Below are 14,611 nucleotides of genomic sequence, written 5' to 3'. Positions count from 1 at the left end.
CAACTGTGATTTCTCTTGCCCTTTGATATATTTCATATTAAGCACCACCTGCACTCAAACTTGATACAATAAATTATATCATAGCGGCTTTTAAAGGTGCTGGTGTGGTTACTTTTCGGACAGTCTGGCCACAATTGTCTGAAAAGTCCGATTTTGTCGGGCTTTTCGGCGTTTTAAGAATGAAAAACGGTACGAAATTGATGTGAAAAACCAATTTCGGTACCGTTTTTGTTTTTATACAGAAATAAGGAGGAATATCTCCTACGCTGTTGCTTTATCTTTATGAGAGACACAGTTATTAACAAAGGTTTGATTAAATGTGGATAATATTTTATTTTTTTGAGTAAAATGTGGAAAAAGGATGAACCTTTTGGCCCACCCTTTAACTAAAACGTAATAATTATCTTTTTTTAATCTGTATCTTACTTACCATGAGATAGGATAATAAGATAATGATGATTGCACAGACTATTGTATTTATGTTGCCATAATTGCCACGTATCTTGGAAAAGCTGTTATACAGGTTTATTATGGACAGAAAGGCACCTGCAATGGTTATGGGTACACCGCAAAACACATTATTGAAAGTGGTAGTGTTATACCTGGCCAGCCTGTATGCTCCTGCAATGGGAAAGAGTACCGTAAGAAGGTAGCCAATAATTCCTAGATGCAGGAAACTTATTTTCCAGGCGATAATAATGGGTGCAACACCAAAGGATATTAAATCAGAAAGAGAATCCAACTCTTTTCCCAGCTCACTTGTGCTGTCAAGCATACGTGCAACCTTTCCGTCAAATCTGTCGGTCAATGCCGCTACCATCACCAGTAAAGAGGCCTGAATCAAGTCATCCTTAATGGAAAAGAGCAAAGCTATTATACCAAGAGAAAGATTAATGAAGGTCAAAAGGTTTGGTAACGAATGCTTTATTTTATTTTTCAATGAATCCACCCTCTACTTCCAAAAAATTTTATGCAGCTAATATTTCTGTAACTGTGAGTAGCAAAGCTTGAACAGAATAATAAAATCTTAAGAGCAACAAAAAACGTGTTTGATATAGTATATAAAATGTATATATTATAGATTATAATTAATTATATTAAATTTAACAAGTAAATAGTTGCCTTTATAGTATACGTATTGATATTGAAAAGGTTTTATTACTTTTGTAAAATGTAAAAATGTTTACGCAACAGTTGGTATTGTATTATTGCTGATGAAAATAAAAATTAAGACAGGATGATTATTTATGAATAACTTCAAGTACGTATTTTTTGATCTGGATGGAACGCTGATTGATACAATTCCGCTTATTTTGGAATCCTTCCACTATACTTTTATGCACCATTTTGGAGAGACCAGGCCTGAGGAAGAAACCATCAGCTATATTGGAATGCCTTTAATAAAGCATCTCAAATCCATATATCCCGGGAAAGAGGAAGAGTTGGCTAAAACGTATCGGGCCTACAACGAAGAACGGCATGATAACGGTGTTGCCATATTCCTGGGGGTATATGAGCTGATTAAGGTACTTTATGAAAAAGGGATTGTACTGGGCGTGGTTACTTCAAAAAGACGAGAACTGGCTATGAGAGGACTTAAGCTGTTTAATCTCTGTGATTACTTTCAATTTGTCAATGGCTCTGAAGCATCTCAAAAGCATAAGCCTGACGGTGAACCACTTATCAAGGCCATGGAGGCGGTAAATGCAATCAATAAAGCAGATGTATTATACGTAGGTGATAGTCCTTTGGATATTCTCTGTGCAAAAAATGCAGGCGTAAGCAGCGCTGCGGTGGCATGGACTTACAGCCCCAGAAGTGATCTGGAAAAGGTGGAGCCTGATATTTTTTTAGAGAGCCCGCTGGATTTGTTAAAATATATATAGAAGTTTTGAAATATAAAGTATAGTGTCAGGTTATGACCGTTTACAAAAAGCATATATAAGCCTAAAAATGAGAATACTCTATCAGAAGACAGAACCAATAACAGGAGTGATATAGTTGTCAAGGACGGTTGTTGCAATTTTCGATGTATATGCCAACGCTGAAAAAGCAGCCTTTGAAGTAAGGCAAAAGGGACTCAGAACAGACAATATTTCAATTATTGTCAAGGATAGCGGCAACAAAGGTTATCTTAGGCCTCACAGGGAAGGCCAGGTATATGTTGCAGGTTATGCCGCCTATCCTTTCAGATTGAACAAAAGAGAAAGGATAGCAGACGGTATTGTCACAGGTGGGATTTTCGGGGGTGTTACCGGAATCATACTGGGGGCGGCAAGTATGTTCATGCCAAGGTTTGGCCTTATTGCGGCAGGAGGGCCTATTGCCGGGTTGGTTGCAGGTTTTGTGCTGGGCGGAATAGTAGGAGTAATAGTGGATATAAGAATTCCCAGAGTTAAAAAAGAGGAATATGGCAGGCTGGTATCCCAGGGAAATGCTATTTTCAGTATGAAGGTGGATGAGGAAAGAATGAATGATATAATTGAAATAGTTAAGGAATATGGGGCTCTTTCGGTAGAAAAATATTGATAGCTCATTATGAATTTTAAGTTAGCAGCAAGAATATTTCCATAAATGTATAAATATTATAATAGGGGGTCAATCCTTTATATATAATAACCGTCGAAAGGAGACACTTATGGAAATATCGTTGAATAAACAGATGAATAAAGTGGTTGGCACCTTGGAAGAAAAAGTTATTGCTGCCGACAGGGCCAATCTTCTATCAGAAATTGAAAGGGTGAAAGGCCAGCTACAGGAAGCGTATAATAATTTTGACTTTGTACAGGATTCATTAATGGTTGATTTTTATACATATCAGATAAAGGCGTACGAGTCAAAATTTGAATATCTTATAAAAAAAGCCAAGGAAATTGGCCTATGCAGAACGTAGACTGTATATCTCATTAAATTAAATATCATACAGCAAGAATATTTTTGCCCAATCAAAAATATATTTAAAACAGGGACAAACATATATATGTGAGGGTATAAAATATGAATGCAGGCAAGGTTATAAAAAAAATCCTGGTCAATACTATCTTAGGGGCAGTACTTTTGGCAATTATTAATTTTATAGGAATTTATTTTAATTTTTATATAGCCCTGAATATTTATTCTGCTTTTATAATAGGTATATTAGGTGTCCCTGGTTTGGTACTATTGATTTTTCTGAAATTTATGGTGTAAAGACATAAAAATAGTACTTCACATTATGACTTAGTAATAATGTGAAGTACTATTTTTATGTATATGTGCATTTATGTATACAAAGAACAATTCAATTTAACAAAAGTACAGAAATATGGCTACTTTACACATAGTTTGCTTGACAATAAAATGTCAAACATATATACTTTTATATGGACAAGTTTATCTTTTGGTTAGTTGTCTTACAGTAATCAGAATGAATCTCCGTGCACAAAGCTGTTAAGATTTGACTTTTTATTAAAGACAATTGCTGTATGCGGGTTTAATATAGTGGGGTTCATAGGGCCTCATAGAGATTCATCTTTTAAAATTCAAATAAAAGAGGAGGGTTTGCCAAATGGGCAAGGTTGTTGAAATCAGATGGCATGGACGTGGTGGCCAAGGCGCAAAGACAGCATCATTATTACTTGCGGATGCAGCGTTCAATACCGGTAAATATATTCAGGGTTTTCCTGAATACGGCCCTGAAAGAATGGGTGCTCCAATCACAGCTTATAACAGAATAAGCGATGATAAGCTTTCAATCCACTGTAACATTTATGAACCAGATTACGTTGTAGTTGTAGATGATACTCTACTTACAGCGGTAGATGTTACCTCGGGATTAAAGGAATCAGGAGCTTTAATTATCAATACTACTAAAACTCCGGAGGAAATCAAACCATTACTTAAGGGATATAAAGGTAAGGTTTGTACAGTTGATGCAAGAACAATTTCTATTGAAACTTTGGGTAAATACTTCCCTAACACTCCAATGCTTGGTGCGGTAGTTAAAGTAAGTGGAGTCATGGGTACAAAAGAATTCCTTGATGACATGGTTGGTTCCTTCAAACATAAATTTGCAAAGAAACCAGAAGTTATTGAGCCAAATATTAAGGCTATTGAAAGAGCTATGCAGGAGGTGAAAGGGCTATGAGTTGCAACAAAGAATTAAAGACAGTTGCTCCTGACGTTAACTGGAAAGACATAACAAAGGGCGGAAATATTCCTTGGGCAGGTAATGCAGAGCTCTTCAAGACAGGTGACTGGCGTTCAATGAAGCCGATCTGGTTGGAAGAAAAGTGCAAGCAGTGCTTGCTTTGCTATCCTGTATGCCCTGATACTTCCATATTAGTTAATGCAGAAGGTAAGAGAGTGGATTTCGATTTTGATCACTGCAAGGGTTGTGGCGTTTGTGTAAAGGTATGTCCTTTCAAAGCTATCGACTTTGTAGAAGAAAAGTAAGGAGGGATAATTCAAAATGGCTATTAGAGAAAGATTAAGCGGTAACGAAGCTATGGCTGTTGCCATGAAGCAGATAAATCCGGATGTAGTTGCGGCTTTCCCAATAACTCCATCAACAGAAGTTCCCCAATATTTCTCAACATTTGTTGCAAACGGTCAGGTTGATACCGAGTTTGTACCTGTTGAGTCAGAGCACAGTGCCATGTCCGCATGCATAGGCGCGCAGGCAGCAGGAGGCAGAGCTATGACTGCTACTTCTGCAAACGGACTTGCTCTTATGTGGGAATGTTTATATATTGCAGCTTGCTCAAGACTTCCAATTGTTTTGGCTTGTGTAAACAGAACTCTTTCAGGACCTTTGAACATACATAATGATCACAGTGACTCAATGGGTGCCAGAGATTCAGGCTGGATACAAATTTATTCAGAAAACTGTCAGGAAGCATATGACAATATGCTGATGGCTAACAGAATAGGTGAACATCCCGACGTTCTCCTTCCTGTAATGGTTTGCCAGGATGGTTTTATAACCTCCCACGCAATTGAGAATCTTGATTTGGTTGAAGATGATAAGGTTAAAGCTTTTGTTGGCGAATACAACCCAGAGGAATATTTGCTGAACAGAGAGAACCCAATAGCTGTTGGTCCTTTGGATCACTTCACACACTGCTTTGAGCACAAGAGACAGCAGGCCCAGGCTATGATGGATGCCAAAAAGGTTGTTATTGAAGTGTCGGCTGAATTTGAAAAACTGACAGGCAGAAGCTATGGCCTGTTTGAAGAATATAATGCTGAAGGTGCAGAAGCTTGCGTAGTTGTATTGAACTCAACAGCAGGTACTGCTAAATATGTTGCTGATCAGTATAAAGCACAGGGCAAAAAAGTTGCTGTATTTAAGCCAAGATTGTACAGACCTTTCCCTGTTGATGAAATAGCAGAAGTTTTGGCTAAGTACAAGGCAATAGCTATAATGGACAAGGCTGAAAGCTTTAATGCCGCAGGCGGCCCATTGTTCACTGACTTTACAAGTGCATTGTACGCAAAAGGCGTATTTGGACCTAAGGTTATAAACTATATCTACGGACTTGGCGGAAGAGACGTTAAGACCGATGATATCGAAGTTGTATTTAATAAAACATTGGAAATTGCCGCTACAGGTAAGGTTGATACAGTGTTCAACTACCTTGGCGTAAGAGAATAGGAGGTGCGATAATGGCTTACAATTTAAAAGAAGCTGCTAAGAAGCCCGAGAGGCTTACTGGCGGACATAGAATGTGCGCCGGATGCGGAGCTCCGGTTGTAGTAAGACAGATCTTAAGAGCTTTAAAGCCGGAAGATCACGCAGTAATAGGTTCAGCTACAGGCTGTTTGGAAGTTTCTACTTTCCTTTATCCATATACTGCATGGAAAGATTCCTTTATTCACAATGCATTTGAAAACTCGGCTGCAAATGTATCAGGAGCTGAAGCTGCTTATGTTGCAATGAAGAAAAGAGGAAAAGTAAAGGGTGAAACCAAGTTCATCGCTTTCGGCGGTGACGGAGGAACATATGACATAGGTTTGCAGTCTCTTTCAGGCGCAATGGAAAGAGGCCATGACATGGTTTATGTTTGCTACGATAACGGAGCATATATGAACACTGGTATCCAGAGATCATCAGCTACTCCTAAGTATGCAGATACTACCACTTCACCTGCCGGTAAGGTTATACCCGGTAAATTGCAGTGGAGAAAGGATCTGACAGGAATCATGGCCAGCCACAACCTGCCATATGTATGCCAGACTGCTGCTATTGGAAATATGAAGGATCTTTATGAGAAGTCAGAAAAGGCTCTTTATACAAAGGGTGCGGCATTTATGAACGTCCTGGCTCCATGTCCAAGAGGTTGGATCTACAATACTCCTGACCTGATGGAATTGAACAAGCTTGCTGTTGAAACTTGCTTCTGGCCATTGTATGAAATCATCGACGGTAAATATATCGTTAACTACAAGCCAAAGAACAAGCTTCCAGTTGCTGACTTCCTGAAGAAGCAGGGAAGATTCAAGCACATCTTTAAGGCCGGAAACGAGTTTATGATCGAAGAAATCCAGGCTGAAGTTGACAAGAGATGGAATGAACTCTTAAGACTTGCCGGTGAAGAAGCATAATAAATTAAAAATAAAAAAAGTACCGCTTAAATTATTCTGTAAATATAAAGCGCGTACTTTATAGAAAATTTTTATTAAAAGCCCTTAGAATGCAGTTATACTGCATTCTAAGGGCTTTTAGCCTGCTCTGGAATGGCAAATAGGCATACGGTATAATTTTCTGCCTGCTTTCTCCGATTTATCACTTGCTGTACTACATGTGGTATTTGCTTCATATAATTCTAGTGACGTTACTGATATTATAACATTAATATATACTGTTGCATTAAAGTGGAAGACAAATAACTGCTTATTGTGGCAATTGTTACTCATGGAGGCCTTTATGCATGAATTAGAAAGGGAACTGCAGGAAAATTATGATATTAAAATAAATAGTATCAGCAATTTCAGAGATATGTTTATTGCAAATACCGACAACGGCAGGAGATTGATTAAAATTACCAGTCTCAAACCTGACAGAGTGAATTTTATTGCTGAGGTAAAGGAACATTTATATAAAAACGGATTCTGCAATATTGACAGGAGTATATATACAAATTCGGGGAATTCCTGTATTACATATAATGATCAGACAGTATACATGAGCAGGTATGTTGAAGGCCGCGAATCAAATCTGGACAACAGGGACGAAATCATTAAGTGTGCCAGGCTTTTGGCAGAGATGCACAGAGCTTCAATAGGGTTTTCCCAATCTGAAAACAGCAGTCCGAGAAATGAGCTTGGGAGACTTCCGGCAAGCTATAGAAAAAGGCTGGATGAAATAAAAAAGCTCAAGAAGAATGCCTTAAAAGGAAGAATGAAGTTTGACAACCTTATGTGCAGGCATGTGGATTACTTTTATGACCTTGGAGAAAGGGCACTTAACCTGCTGGATACCTCCCAGTATCCGGCCCTGGTGGAAGAAGCCGAGAAGAGCAAAAACATCTCCCACCACGATTTCAACCACCATAATATATTCATTCAGAATAATGAGCTGTATTTGATAAATTTCGAATATTGCTGCTATGATTTAAAGGTTTATGACCTGGTAAACCTGCTCAGAAGGAAGATGAGGAAATGTCAATGGGATATTGGGGAAGCTGAGCAGATTATCAATGAATACAGTAAAATCCAGCCGCTGACAGCAAGCGAATTTGACTTGATGAAAATAATGCTGATGTTTCCGCAAAAGTTCTGGAGAGTTGTAAACAAGTATTACAACAGCAGGAAAAGCTGGTCGGAACAAAGTTATATAAACAGGCTGGAAGAAGTAATTGAGGAGGTACGGTATCTGAAGGAATTTTTGGAGAAGTTCTTTGCATTATGATTTCAAGTACATTTTTAAGAAATAAGCTTATGAAATGTGAAAAAAGAAGGCACTTAAAAGTGCCTTCTTTCAGTTTATTTAGTCAGGCTGTGCTTGTATAAATTCTTTAGCTATTTCTATAGCAGCATCCTTATTAATATTTTTTACGTTTGTTTCATTTAAGATCTGTACAGCAAAAGTTAAGTCATCCTGTAACCAAACCAGACGGTAGAAATCCTCTTTTATTGCAGGTTTATTTGTCATGTTATCTTGGCCGGGGGACATCCAAGGATACACAGGATACTTTACGTTTAACCAATAACCTTTTATATCACCGATTTTAACCTGATATTTTGAATAAGCTTCTAAATTTGATTGTTTAGGCCATAAAGATATTTGAAAATACACCCCAAATTTATGATCAGGCCTGGTATATTTGTAGAGTCCGCTAGTTCCTCTGTAAGGATTATAGGAGGAAAGCTCCTCAAACTCTTTTTGATTTTCTATGGCAGCTTCCATCTTATTTGTAAAAAGATTTTTATCATCGTAAGAAATTTCCTTATTCAATCCTAAAAAAAGAAGACGCTCCTGTAGTTCAAAACCATTGGCGATTAAATCTGGAAACTTTATTTTGTATCCTATAAGTTTTGAAATCTCAACGTCACTTATATAAACCTGCTTATATACATAGGGCTGAAGATTTACTTCACTACTGGGCTTGTGAACAATTTTAATCTCGTCACCGGTCTTTTCAGTAACAAAAATCATTTTGACATTATTTATAACGTCCAGCGCTGCTGCGCGCACATCGCCGGATGTTCCAGCCAACAGTAATGACAGGCAAAGTAAACATGCCGCAGAAGCAAAAATAATTTTTTTATAATTAAGTATCTTTAGAATAAGAAATGGATATAAGCTGCCTTTTTTTAAATTTATACTTTCTTCAAATTTTAAATAGCTGTCATCTACCTCGAGATTCGTGATGCTTATATTTTCTGAAAGGGATTTCTTAATTAATGAATCCAATTCACTCATTTAAACCAACCTCCTTGAATTTTTTCTGGGAATTAACTATAGAGTCAGGAAAAAGCTCTGACTGTAGAATTTTTCGTGCCTTAAAAAGTCTGGATTTTACGGTACCTTCAAGGCAGCCCAGCACCTGGGAAATTTCCTTTACTGACATTTCGTTAAAGTAGTACAGAATAAGGACAGTTCTTAAGGGTATTTTTAAAGTCCTGATTTTTTCACAAATATCCAATCTGCTGCAGATTTGGTCTGTATTATCACTGACCTGACTTTCAAAATCCTCACCCCAAGTATGTCTTAAAGGGTCTTTAGCCAACCGCCAGCTCAATCTGACAACAATTCTATAAAACCAGGTATTAAAGGCTTCTGGGTTTTTAAGCCGGTGTATTGATTTGTAACAGATAATGAAGGCCTCCTGGACTATATCTTCTGAAGCCGCCTTTATGCCCAGAATATTAAATGCGGTACCGTAGGTCTTCCTGTATATGTTTTTGTATAGTTCTTCAAAGCTATCCGAATCGCCGTTCTGATACCGGAGAATAATGTCATACAGTTCCAAATGCTCAGCTCCCTTCAAAAAAATCTTTATTTTATCCGACACAAATTTGTGTATTTGTTCTTGTACTGTACATAATAATAGAGGCAGGATTTGTAAAATTGGTTCATTTTAAAAGAATTATTTTATCTTTTTAATATACAAATATCCCATTAATATAAGTGGCTTGACTTTATTATACGCTAAAGCTGACTCTGCGTGCGGCAACAACAAAAATGTCCATGTTGTCCTTTGGTTTACAAAGGACAACATGGACAACTTTTAAACGCGCTGGTATAAGCTTTTAGAACAATCCTGTAATAACTCCGTTTTCATTTATATCAATCTTTTCCGCAGCAGGAACCTTGGGCAGCCCGGGCATTGTCATAATGTCTCCTGTCAAGGCCACAATAAAGCCTGCTCCTGCCGATATCCTGACTTCACGGACTGTCACGTCAAAGCCGGAAGGCCTTCCCAGCAGCAGAGGATTGTCGGATAGGGAGTACTGGGTCTTTGCCATACATACAGGCATTTTGTCCAGACCCATCTCTTCGATTTTAACGATTGACTTCTCGGCCGCCGCAGTATAGATAACGGCATTGCCTCCATATATCTTTGTAACGATGGCCTTTATCTTTTCTTTAATGGGAAGCTCTGAATCATAAATTGGAGCAAAATTTGACACTGTGCTGTCGGTAACCTCAACCAATTTCTCAGCAAGCTCAACTCCTCCCTGACCGCCATTTAAAAATACATCCGAGAAGGCCACCTTAACTCCAAGAGCAGTACATCTCTCGCGTACAAGCTGGATTTCGGCATCAGTATCCGTTTCAAAGTGGTTAATGGCAACCAGCACAGGTACTCCAAACTGCTTGAGGTTTTCTATGTGCTTTTCAGCATTTGCAAAACCCAGTGCCAAAGCAGGAAGGTTTTCCTCCTTCAGGTTCTCCTTCTTTATGCCTCCGTTGTATTTGAGCGCTCTTATGGTGGCTACCAGAACAACCGCATCGGGCTTCAAGCTTGCAAAGCGGCACTTTATGTCAAAGAACTTTTCCGCACCAAGGTCGGCGCCGAAGCCGGCTTCAGTTATTACATAGTCAGCCAGCTTCAGAGCCAGCTTTGTTGCTGTTACACTGTTGCAGCCATGAGCTATGTTTGCAAAGGGACCGCCGTGCATTATTGCAGGAGTTCCTTCAAGAGTCTGAACCAGGTTTGGCTTTATGGCGTCCTTCAACAGCAGTGTCATGGCGCCGTCCACCTTAAGCTGGCTGGCAGTGACAGGCTGTCCGGTAAAGGTATAGCCTGTGATAACCCTTCCAAGGCGCTGCTTAAGGTCGGTTATATCGGACGCCAGGCAAAGTATCGCCATTATTTCAGAGGCCACTGTTATATTAAAGCCGTCCTCCCTGGGCATTCCGTTCATTTTACCGCCAAGGCCCACTATGACATTTCTCAGGGCCCTGTCATTCATATCCATGCAACGCTTCCATACAATCTGCCTGGGGTCGAGATTCAGGGAGTTACCTTGCTGAAGATGGTTGTCAATAGCAGCGGAAAGCAGGTTGTTGGCGGCGGTTATGGCATGCATGTCACCTGTAAAATGAAGATTGATATCTTCCATTGGAACTACCTGGGCATAACCACCTCCCGCAGCCCCGCCCTTTATACCCATAACCGGACCAAGAGAAGGCTCTCTTAAAGCTATTACCGCGTTTTTCCCTATTTTGGACATAGCCTGGCCAAGGCCAACAGTAGTGGTAGTTTTTCCTTCACCTGCCGGTGTAGGATTTATTGCTGTCACCAGTACCAGCCTGCCATCCTTCCGGTCTTTCACCTTGTCCCAAAGGCCTTCGGAAAGTTTGGCCTTGTAATTGCCGTAGTATTCCAGATCCTCCTCGGCAATTCCTAACTTTTCGGCTATTTTTTTAATATGGAGCATTTTACAGCCTTGAGCTATTTGAATATCTGTAAGCAATTTTTTTCTCCTTCCAAAATTCAAAATTTATAAAAATCAGCACGCTTCACTATAAAAATTTAAATAGGTAATACTAAATATGTTAAGAATTTATTGAGATATACGAAATTATTATATAATGTTGATTATACAACAACAACCGGAAAACATCAAAAAAATTCGATACAGGCATATTTGATTGGATTATTCCATAAAATCACAAAGATGAATAAAAACGCATAAAATATAATATAAAAATTTTTGAGTTTTTTAGTTACATATATTGGATAATAATAAATTCAAAAGTTGGTATACTAAACTATGAGGGGAAGGCAAATTATGCAACATATTGAAATAGGTAGCCTGGTATATAGAAAGTCTTACCAGAAAGATGTACTTTTCCGAGTATCAGATATCAGATATATTAACGGAAAGAAAATTATTATATTAAAGGGCGTTAATGTCAGGTTAATCGCGGACGCAGAAGAAGAAGATCTTGATATAAAAGAATAGGACAAGAACTAGAATACCTGATTACTTAAATTAAGTTTCCAAAGTTCTATGATAAAATTCGAGAATTTTGAGGAAATAATTATTGCAGAATTATACTAAAACCCCTTGTTTTTGGGTAATATAGGCATCAAAACGTAAAAAAATGCTTGACATAGATGCAATACGCTTGTATAATATAATATTTTTGACAAGCCGATACATTTATGCTATAATTAATTAAACTGATGATGAGGTGATAGCATGATAGATCGAGGTGAACTCTTTCAGATAAAGAGGGACATTGAAGGTTGTATTGGAGAAAAAGTACAACTAAGGGCAAACAAAGGTCGTAAAAAGTCTTTTATAAGAGAAGGTGTTCTGGAGAATACTTATCCTAGTATTTTTGTTGTAAAGTTCGAAAATGAGTACGATAACACCAGAAGGGTTTCATATAGCTACACTGATATACTGACTAAGGCAGTTGAATTGGTTGTGTACAAGGATGACAAAAAAATCCAGGTGTGCTGAGCTTACTTGAACCGTCTCATTAGGAGATATGATTACGCTTTCTGAGAAAACTTATTAATATAATAAACCCTAAACTTTTCTTGGGTAGCAAAAAGGTCATTTTGATAAAAATGACCTTTTTGCTTTGAGTGTCCGACAGGGCACACATGGAGCAGGTAGCCGTTAATTCACCTGCCTCCTGCTCCATGCTGAAAGTACAGAGTGCCTCCGGGACTCTTTTTTTTATGCACCTGTAATAATTATCACACAGTAATAATATATATTACATAGCAGAATTATTAATTAGCAGGTTTTTATCTTGATAATTAAAGATGTTTTATCTCAAATAAGAGGAGGATGGAGAAATGTCTCTGGAGTTGATAAAAGAGGCCTTTAGGGTAAATAATTTATTAGGTGAGGATACAATTCAGACAGTTGTTGAAAATGATATAATAGTTCCGGATACAAAGCCGGACATTGCCAGAGTGCTTCTTCTGGACGGAGATGTCTTCGTTACTGGCTGTGATACAGGTACGGACAGAGTGGTTACTTCAGGGTGTATAGTATGCAAAATTCTATATATTTCAGATGATGAGACAAGAAGCATAAAGAGTATAGTTTCAAACATTCCATTTTCCTATACCCTTGACATACCCGGAGTAAGAGCAGGCATAAGATGCAGGGCCAGAAGCATTCTGGAGCATATGGACTATAATCTGCTGAACGGCAGAAAAATAAATATCAAAGGCATAGTATCCCTGAACTGCAAGGCATATGAAGACACCGAAAAGGATTATAGCTCCGGGGTGGCCGGAGTGGAGGATGTTCAGGTACTCAAGGATAATGTCATACTGAATTCATATCTGGGCAGCAACAAGGTAAATTATGTCATAAGGGAGGATATGGAGCTTCCTGCAAGCAAGCCCACAATTTCCGAGGTTTTGAGGAATGATGTGAAGATTACGGGCAAGGATTTTAAGATAGCAGAGGGAAAAGTTATAGTAAAGGGGGATATATCTATCTCAACTCTTTACATAGCCGACGACGAGGCAAGAAGTCTGCAGTACCTGGAGAATGAAGTCGCCTTCACTCAGTTTGTAGAGCTTGACGAAGTGGATGATGAGACTCTTGTGGATGTGGATTATGACCTGGTGGACTACAAGATAGATGCGTCGGAGGACAGTGACGGGGAGCTCAGGTGCATAAGAGCTGAGGTCAACCTTAATATCTATGCTGAGGGCAGCAGCCAAAAGGCCATAGAGGTTCTGGCCGATGCATACAGCCCAAAATCCCGGCTGTCCCTGGAGAGAAATACTATTGAGCTGGATGAGATATATTCGGAAAACAGAAGCCAGATAATAATAAGGGATATTGTAAATCTCTCTGAATGTACTCCGGAGGTTTCAGAAATATTTAATGTACTGAGCAGGTATAACACATCAGATGTGAGAATAGAAGAGGACAGGGTGGTGCTTGAGGGGTCTGTCCAGAATAACCTGCTATACCTGGCAAATAATGCCGAACAGCCTGTATTCTGCTGCAAAAAGGATATTCCCTTCAAGCATGACATAGAAATAAAGGGTGTGGGCAAGGAAATGAAGCCCAATGTATCTCTGGAGATGGAACACAACAACTATAGCATGATTTCTTCTGACCAGGTTGAAATAAGGGTAGTTATAGGAGTAAATACAAAGGTTGAGACAAAAAAGCAAATACCTGTGATTTCCAAGGTCAATGAAGGTATGCTGGATGAAAAGAAGCTCCAGGCAATGCCCAGCGTGGTCATATATATTACACAGCCGGGGGACAATTTGTGGGAAATTGCTAAAAAATATGGAACAACTGTGGATACATTAATGAAAACCAATAATATTTCAGAGCGTGATGTTTTGATGGTGGGCCAGCAGATTCTCGTTATGAGGAAGGCTGTTTAAGAATATATATCCGATAAAAATTCAATGATTCAATCCTGATACAGGGTGCCTGAACAAGCAGGCACCTTTTTTTAGCATGTGAATTTATCTAGATTGCCCATGGCGCCATGAATTTGATAGGTGTAACCGTATAATAAAGATAAATACAATTTATGGAGCATATGGAGCATAGTTGAATACCTGTATGTACTAAAAAACGGATTTTTGCTTACGCGGCTGCTTGCAAAGCGTTATTATGATTGATTTTTATTGATAATAAATTGTATTTTGTATATAATGTACCTAAACTATAT

16 protein-coding genes are annotated in these 14,611 nt (G+C 38.6%); 12 read left to right on the top strand and 4 right to left on the bottom strand.

Annotated features, from left to right (window positions below; translation table 11 throughout):
- Positions 1-400: 400 nt before the first annotated feature.
- Positions 401-940 carry a CDP-diacylglycerol--serine O-phosphatidyltransferase gene (gene pssA / locus CLHUN_RS03630; RefSeq protein ID WP_080063199.1) on the bottom strand — a complete coding sequence of 180 codons (540 nt, stop codon included), beginning with the start codon at positions 938-940 and terminating at the stop codon, positions 401-403.
- 307 nt (positions 941-1,247) lie between these two features.
- On the opposite strand from pssA, the gene CLHUN_RS03625 reads away from it, so the two are divergent.
- The 9 genes from CLHUN_RS03625 (at position 1,248) to CLHUN_RS03585 (ending at position 7,891) form a co-directional block, all read left to right on the top strand.
- Entirely contained in the window at positions 1,248-1,886 is a 639-nt protein-coding gene (locus CLHUN_RS03625; RefSeq protein ID WP_080063198.1) for an HAD-IA family hydrolase, read from the top strand.
- Between the two features lie 115 nt (positions 1,887-2,001).
- On the top strand, positions 2,002-2,529 hold the full coding sequence (locus CLHUN_RS03620; protein ID WP_080063197.1) for a hypothetical protein: 528 nt from the start codon (positions 2,002-2,004) through the stop codon (positions 2,527-2,529).
- A 109-nt stretch (positions 2,530-2,638) separates the two neighbouring features.
- Positions 2,639-2,893: a DUF2508 family protein gene (locus CLHUN_RS03615; RefSeq protein ID WP_080063196.1), complete on the top strand. Its 255-nt coding sequence runs from the start codon at positions 2,639-2,641 to the stop codon at positions 2,891-2,893.
- Positions 2,894-2,997: 104 nt separating this feature from the next.
- Positions 2,998-3,189: a pro-sigmaK processing inhibitor BofA family protein gene (locus tag CLHUN_RS03610; protein WP_080063195.1), complete on the top strand. Its 192-nt coding sequence runs from the start codon at positions 2,998-3,000 to the stop codon at positions 3,187-3,189.
- Positions 3,190-3,547: 358 nt separating this feature from the next.
- A complete protein-coding gene (locus tag CLHUN_RS03605; RefSeq protein ID WP_080063194.1) occupies positions 3,548-4,126 on the top strand; it encodes a 2-oxoacid:acceptor oxidoreductase family protein in 579 nt (192 codons plus the stop codon).
- The gene (locus CLHUN_RS03600) at positions 4,123-4,434 is read left to right on the top strand and encodes a 4Fe-4S binding protein (protein ID WP_080063193.1); all 312 of its coding nucleotides are present in this window, start codon (positions 4,123-4,125) and stop codon (positions 4,432-4,434) included. The genes CLHUN_RS03605 and CLHUN_RS03600 overlap by 4 nt, the downstream gene beginning before the upstream one ends.
- Positions 4,435-4,450: 16 nt before the next feature.
- Complete coding sequence (porA, locus tag CLHUN_RS03595) at positions 4,451-5,635, top strand: pyruvate ferredoxin oxidoreductase (protein WP_080063192.1); 1,185 nt, start codon at positions 4,451-4,453, stop codon at positions 5,633-5,635.
- 11 nt (positions 5,636-5,646) lie between these two features.
- The gene (locus CLHUN_RS03590) at positions 5,647-6,585 is read left to right on the top strand and encodes a thiamine pyrophosphate-dependent enzyme (RefSeq protein ID WP_080063191.1); all 939 of its coding nucleotides are present in this window, start codon (positions 5,647-5,649) and stop codon (positions 6,583-6,585) included.
- A 322-nt stretch (positions 6,586-6,907) separates the two neighbouring features.
- Positions 6,908-7,891: a CotS family spore coat protein gene (locus CLHUN_RS03585; RefSeq protein WP_080063190.1), complete on the top strand. Its 984-nt coding sequence runs from the start codon at positions 6,908-6,910 to the stop codon at positions 7,889-7,891.
- A gap of 78 nt (positions 7,892-7,969) precedes the next feature.
- Here the strand turns inward: CLHUN_RS03585 and CLHUN_RS03580 are convergent, their stop codons facing one another.
- The 3 genes from CLHUN_RS03580 to CLHUN_RS03570 all read right to left on the bottom strand — a co-directional run bounded on the left by CLHUN_RS03580 (position 7,970) and on the right by CLHUN_RS03570 (position 11,406).
- Positions 7,970-8,905, bottom strand: a complete 936-nt coding sequence (locus CLHUN_RS03580; protein WP_080063189.1) for a hypothetical protein — start codon at positions 8,903-8,905, stop codon at positions 7,970-7,972.
- Positions 8,898-9,455, bottom strand: a complete 558-nt coding sequence (locus CLHUN_RS03575) for an RNA polymerase sigma factor (RefSeq protein ID WP_165755647.1) — start codon at positions 9,453-9,455, stop codon at positions 8,898-8,900. Before CLHUN_RS03575 ends, CLHUN_RS03580 begins: the two co-directional genes overlap by 8 nt.
- 280 nt (positions 9,456-9,735) lie before the next feature.
- Positions 9,736-11,406 carry a formate--tetrahydrofolate ligase gene (locus tag CLHUN_RS03570; protein WP_080063187.1) on the bottom strand — a complete coding sequence of 557 codons (1,671 nt, stop codon included), beginning with the start codon at positions 11,404-11,406 and terminating at the stop codon, positions 9,736-9,738.
- A 300-nt stretch (positions 11,407-11,706) separates the two neighbouring features.
- Between CLHUN_RS03570 and CLHUN_RS03565 the strand changes: the two genes are divergently transcribed.
- From CLHUN_RS03565 to CLHUN_RS03555, 3 genes are all read left to right on the top strand, one after another.
- Positions 11,707-11,898, top strand: a complete 192-nt coding sequence (locus tag CLHUN_RS03565) for a sporulation peptidase YabG (protein WP_340148319.1) — start codon at positions 11,707-11,709, stop codon at positions 11,896-11,898.
- Positions 11,899-12,138: 240 nt separating this feature from the next.
- Complete coding sequence (locus CLHUN_RS03560) at positions 12,139-12,405, top strand: Veg family protein (protein ID WP_004624451.1); 267 nt, start codon at positions 12,139-12,141, stop codon at positions 12,403-12,405.
- A 344-nt stretch (positions 12,406-12,749) separates the two neighbouring features.
- The gene (locus CLHUN_RS03555; RefSeq protein ID WP_080063185.1) at positions 12,750-14,318 is read left to right on the top strand and encodes a DUF3794 and LysM peptidoglycan-binding domain-containing protein; all 1,569 of its coding nucleotides are present in this window, start codon (positions 12,750-12,752) and stop codon (positions 14,316-14,318) included.
- Positions 14,319-14,611: the final 293 nt, after the last annotated feature.

The organism is Ruminiclostridium hungatei (genome assembly GCF_002051585.1).
Taxonomy (GTDB): Bacteria; Bacillota; Clostridia; order Acetivibrionales; family DSM-1351; genus Ruminiclostridium; species Ruminiclostridium hungatei.
The sequence above is the reverse complement of the archived record's forward strand: the minus strand, read 5'-3'. Positions and strand labels throughout refer to the sequence as shown.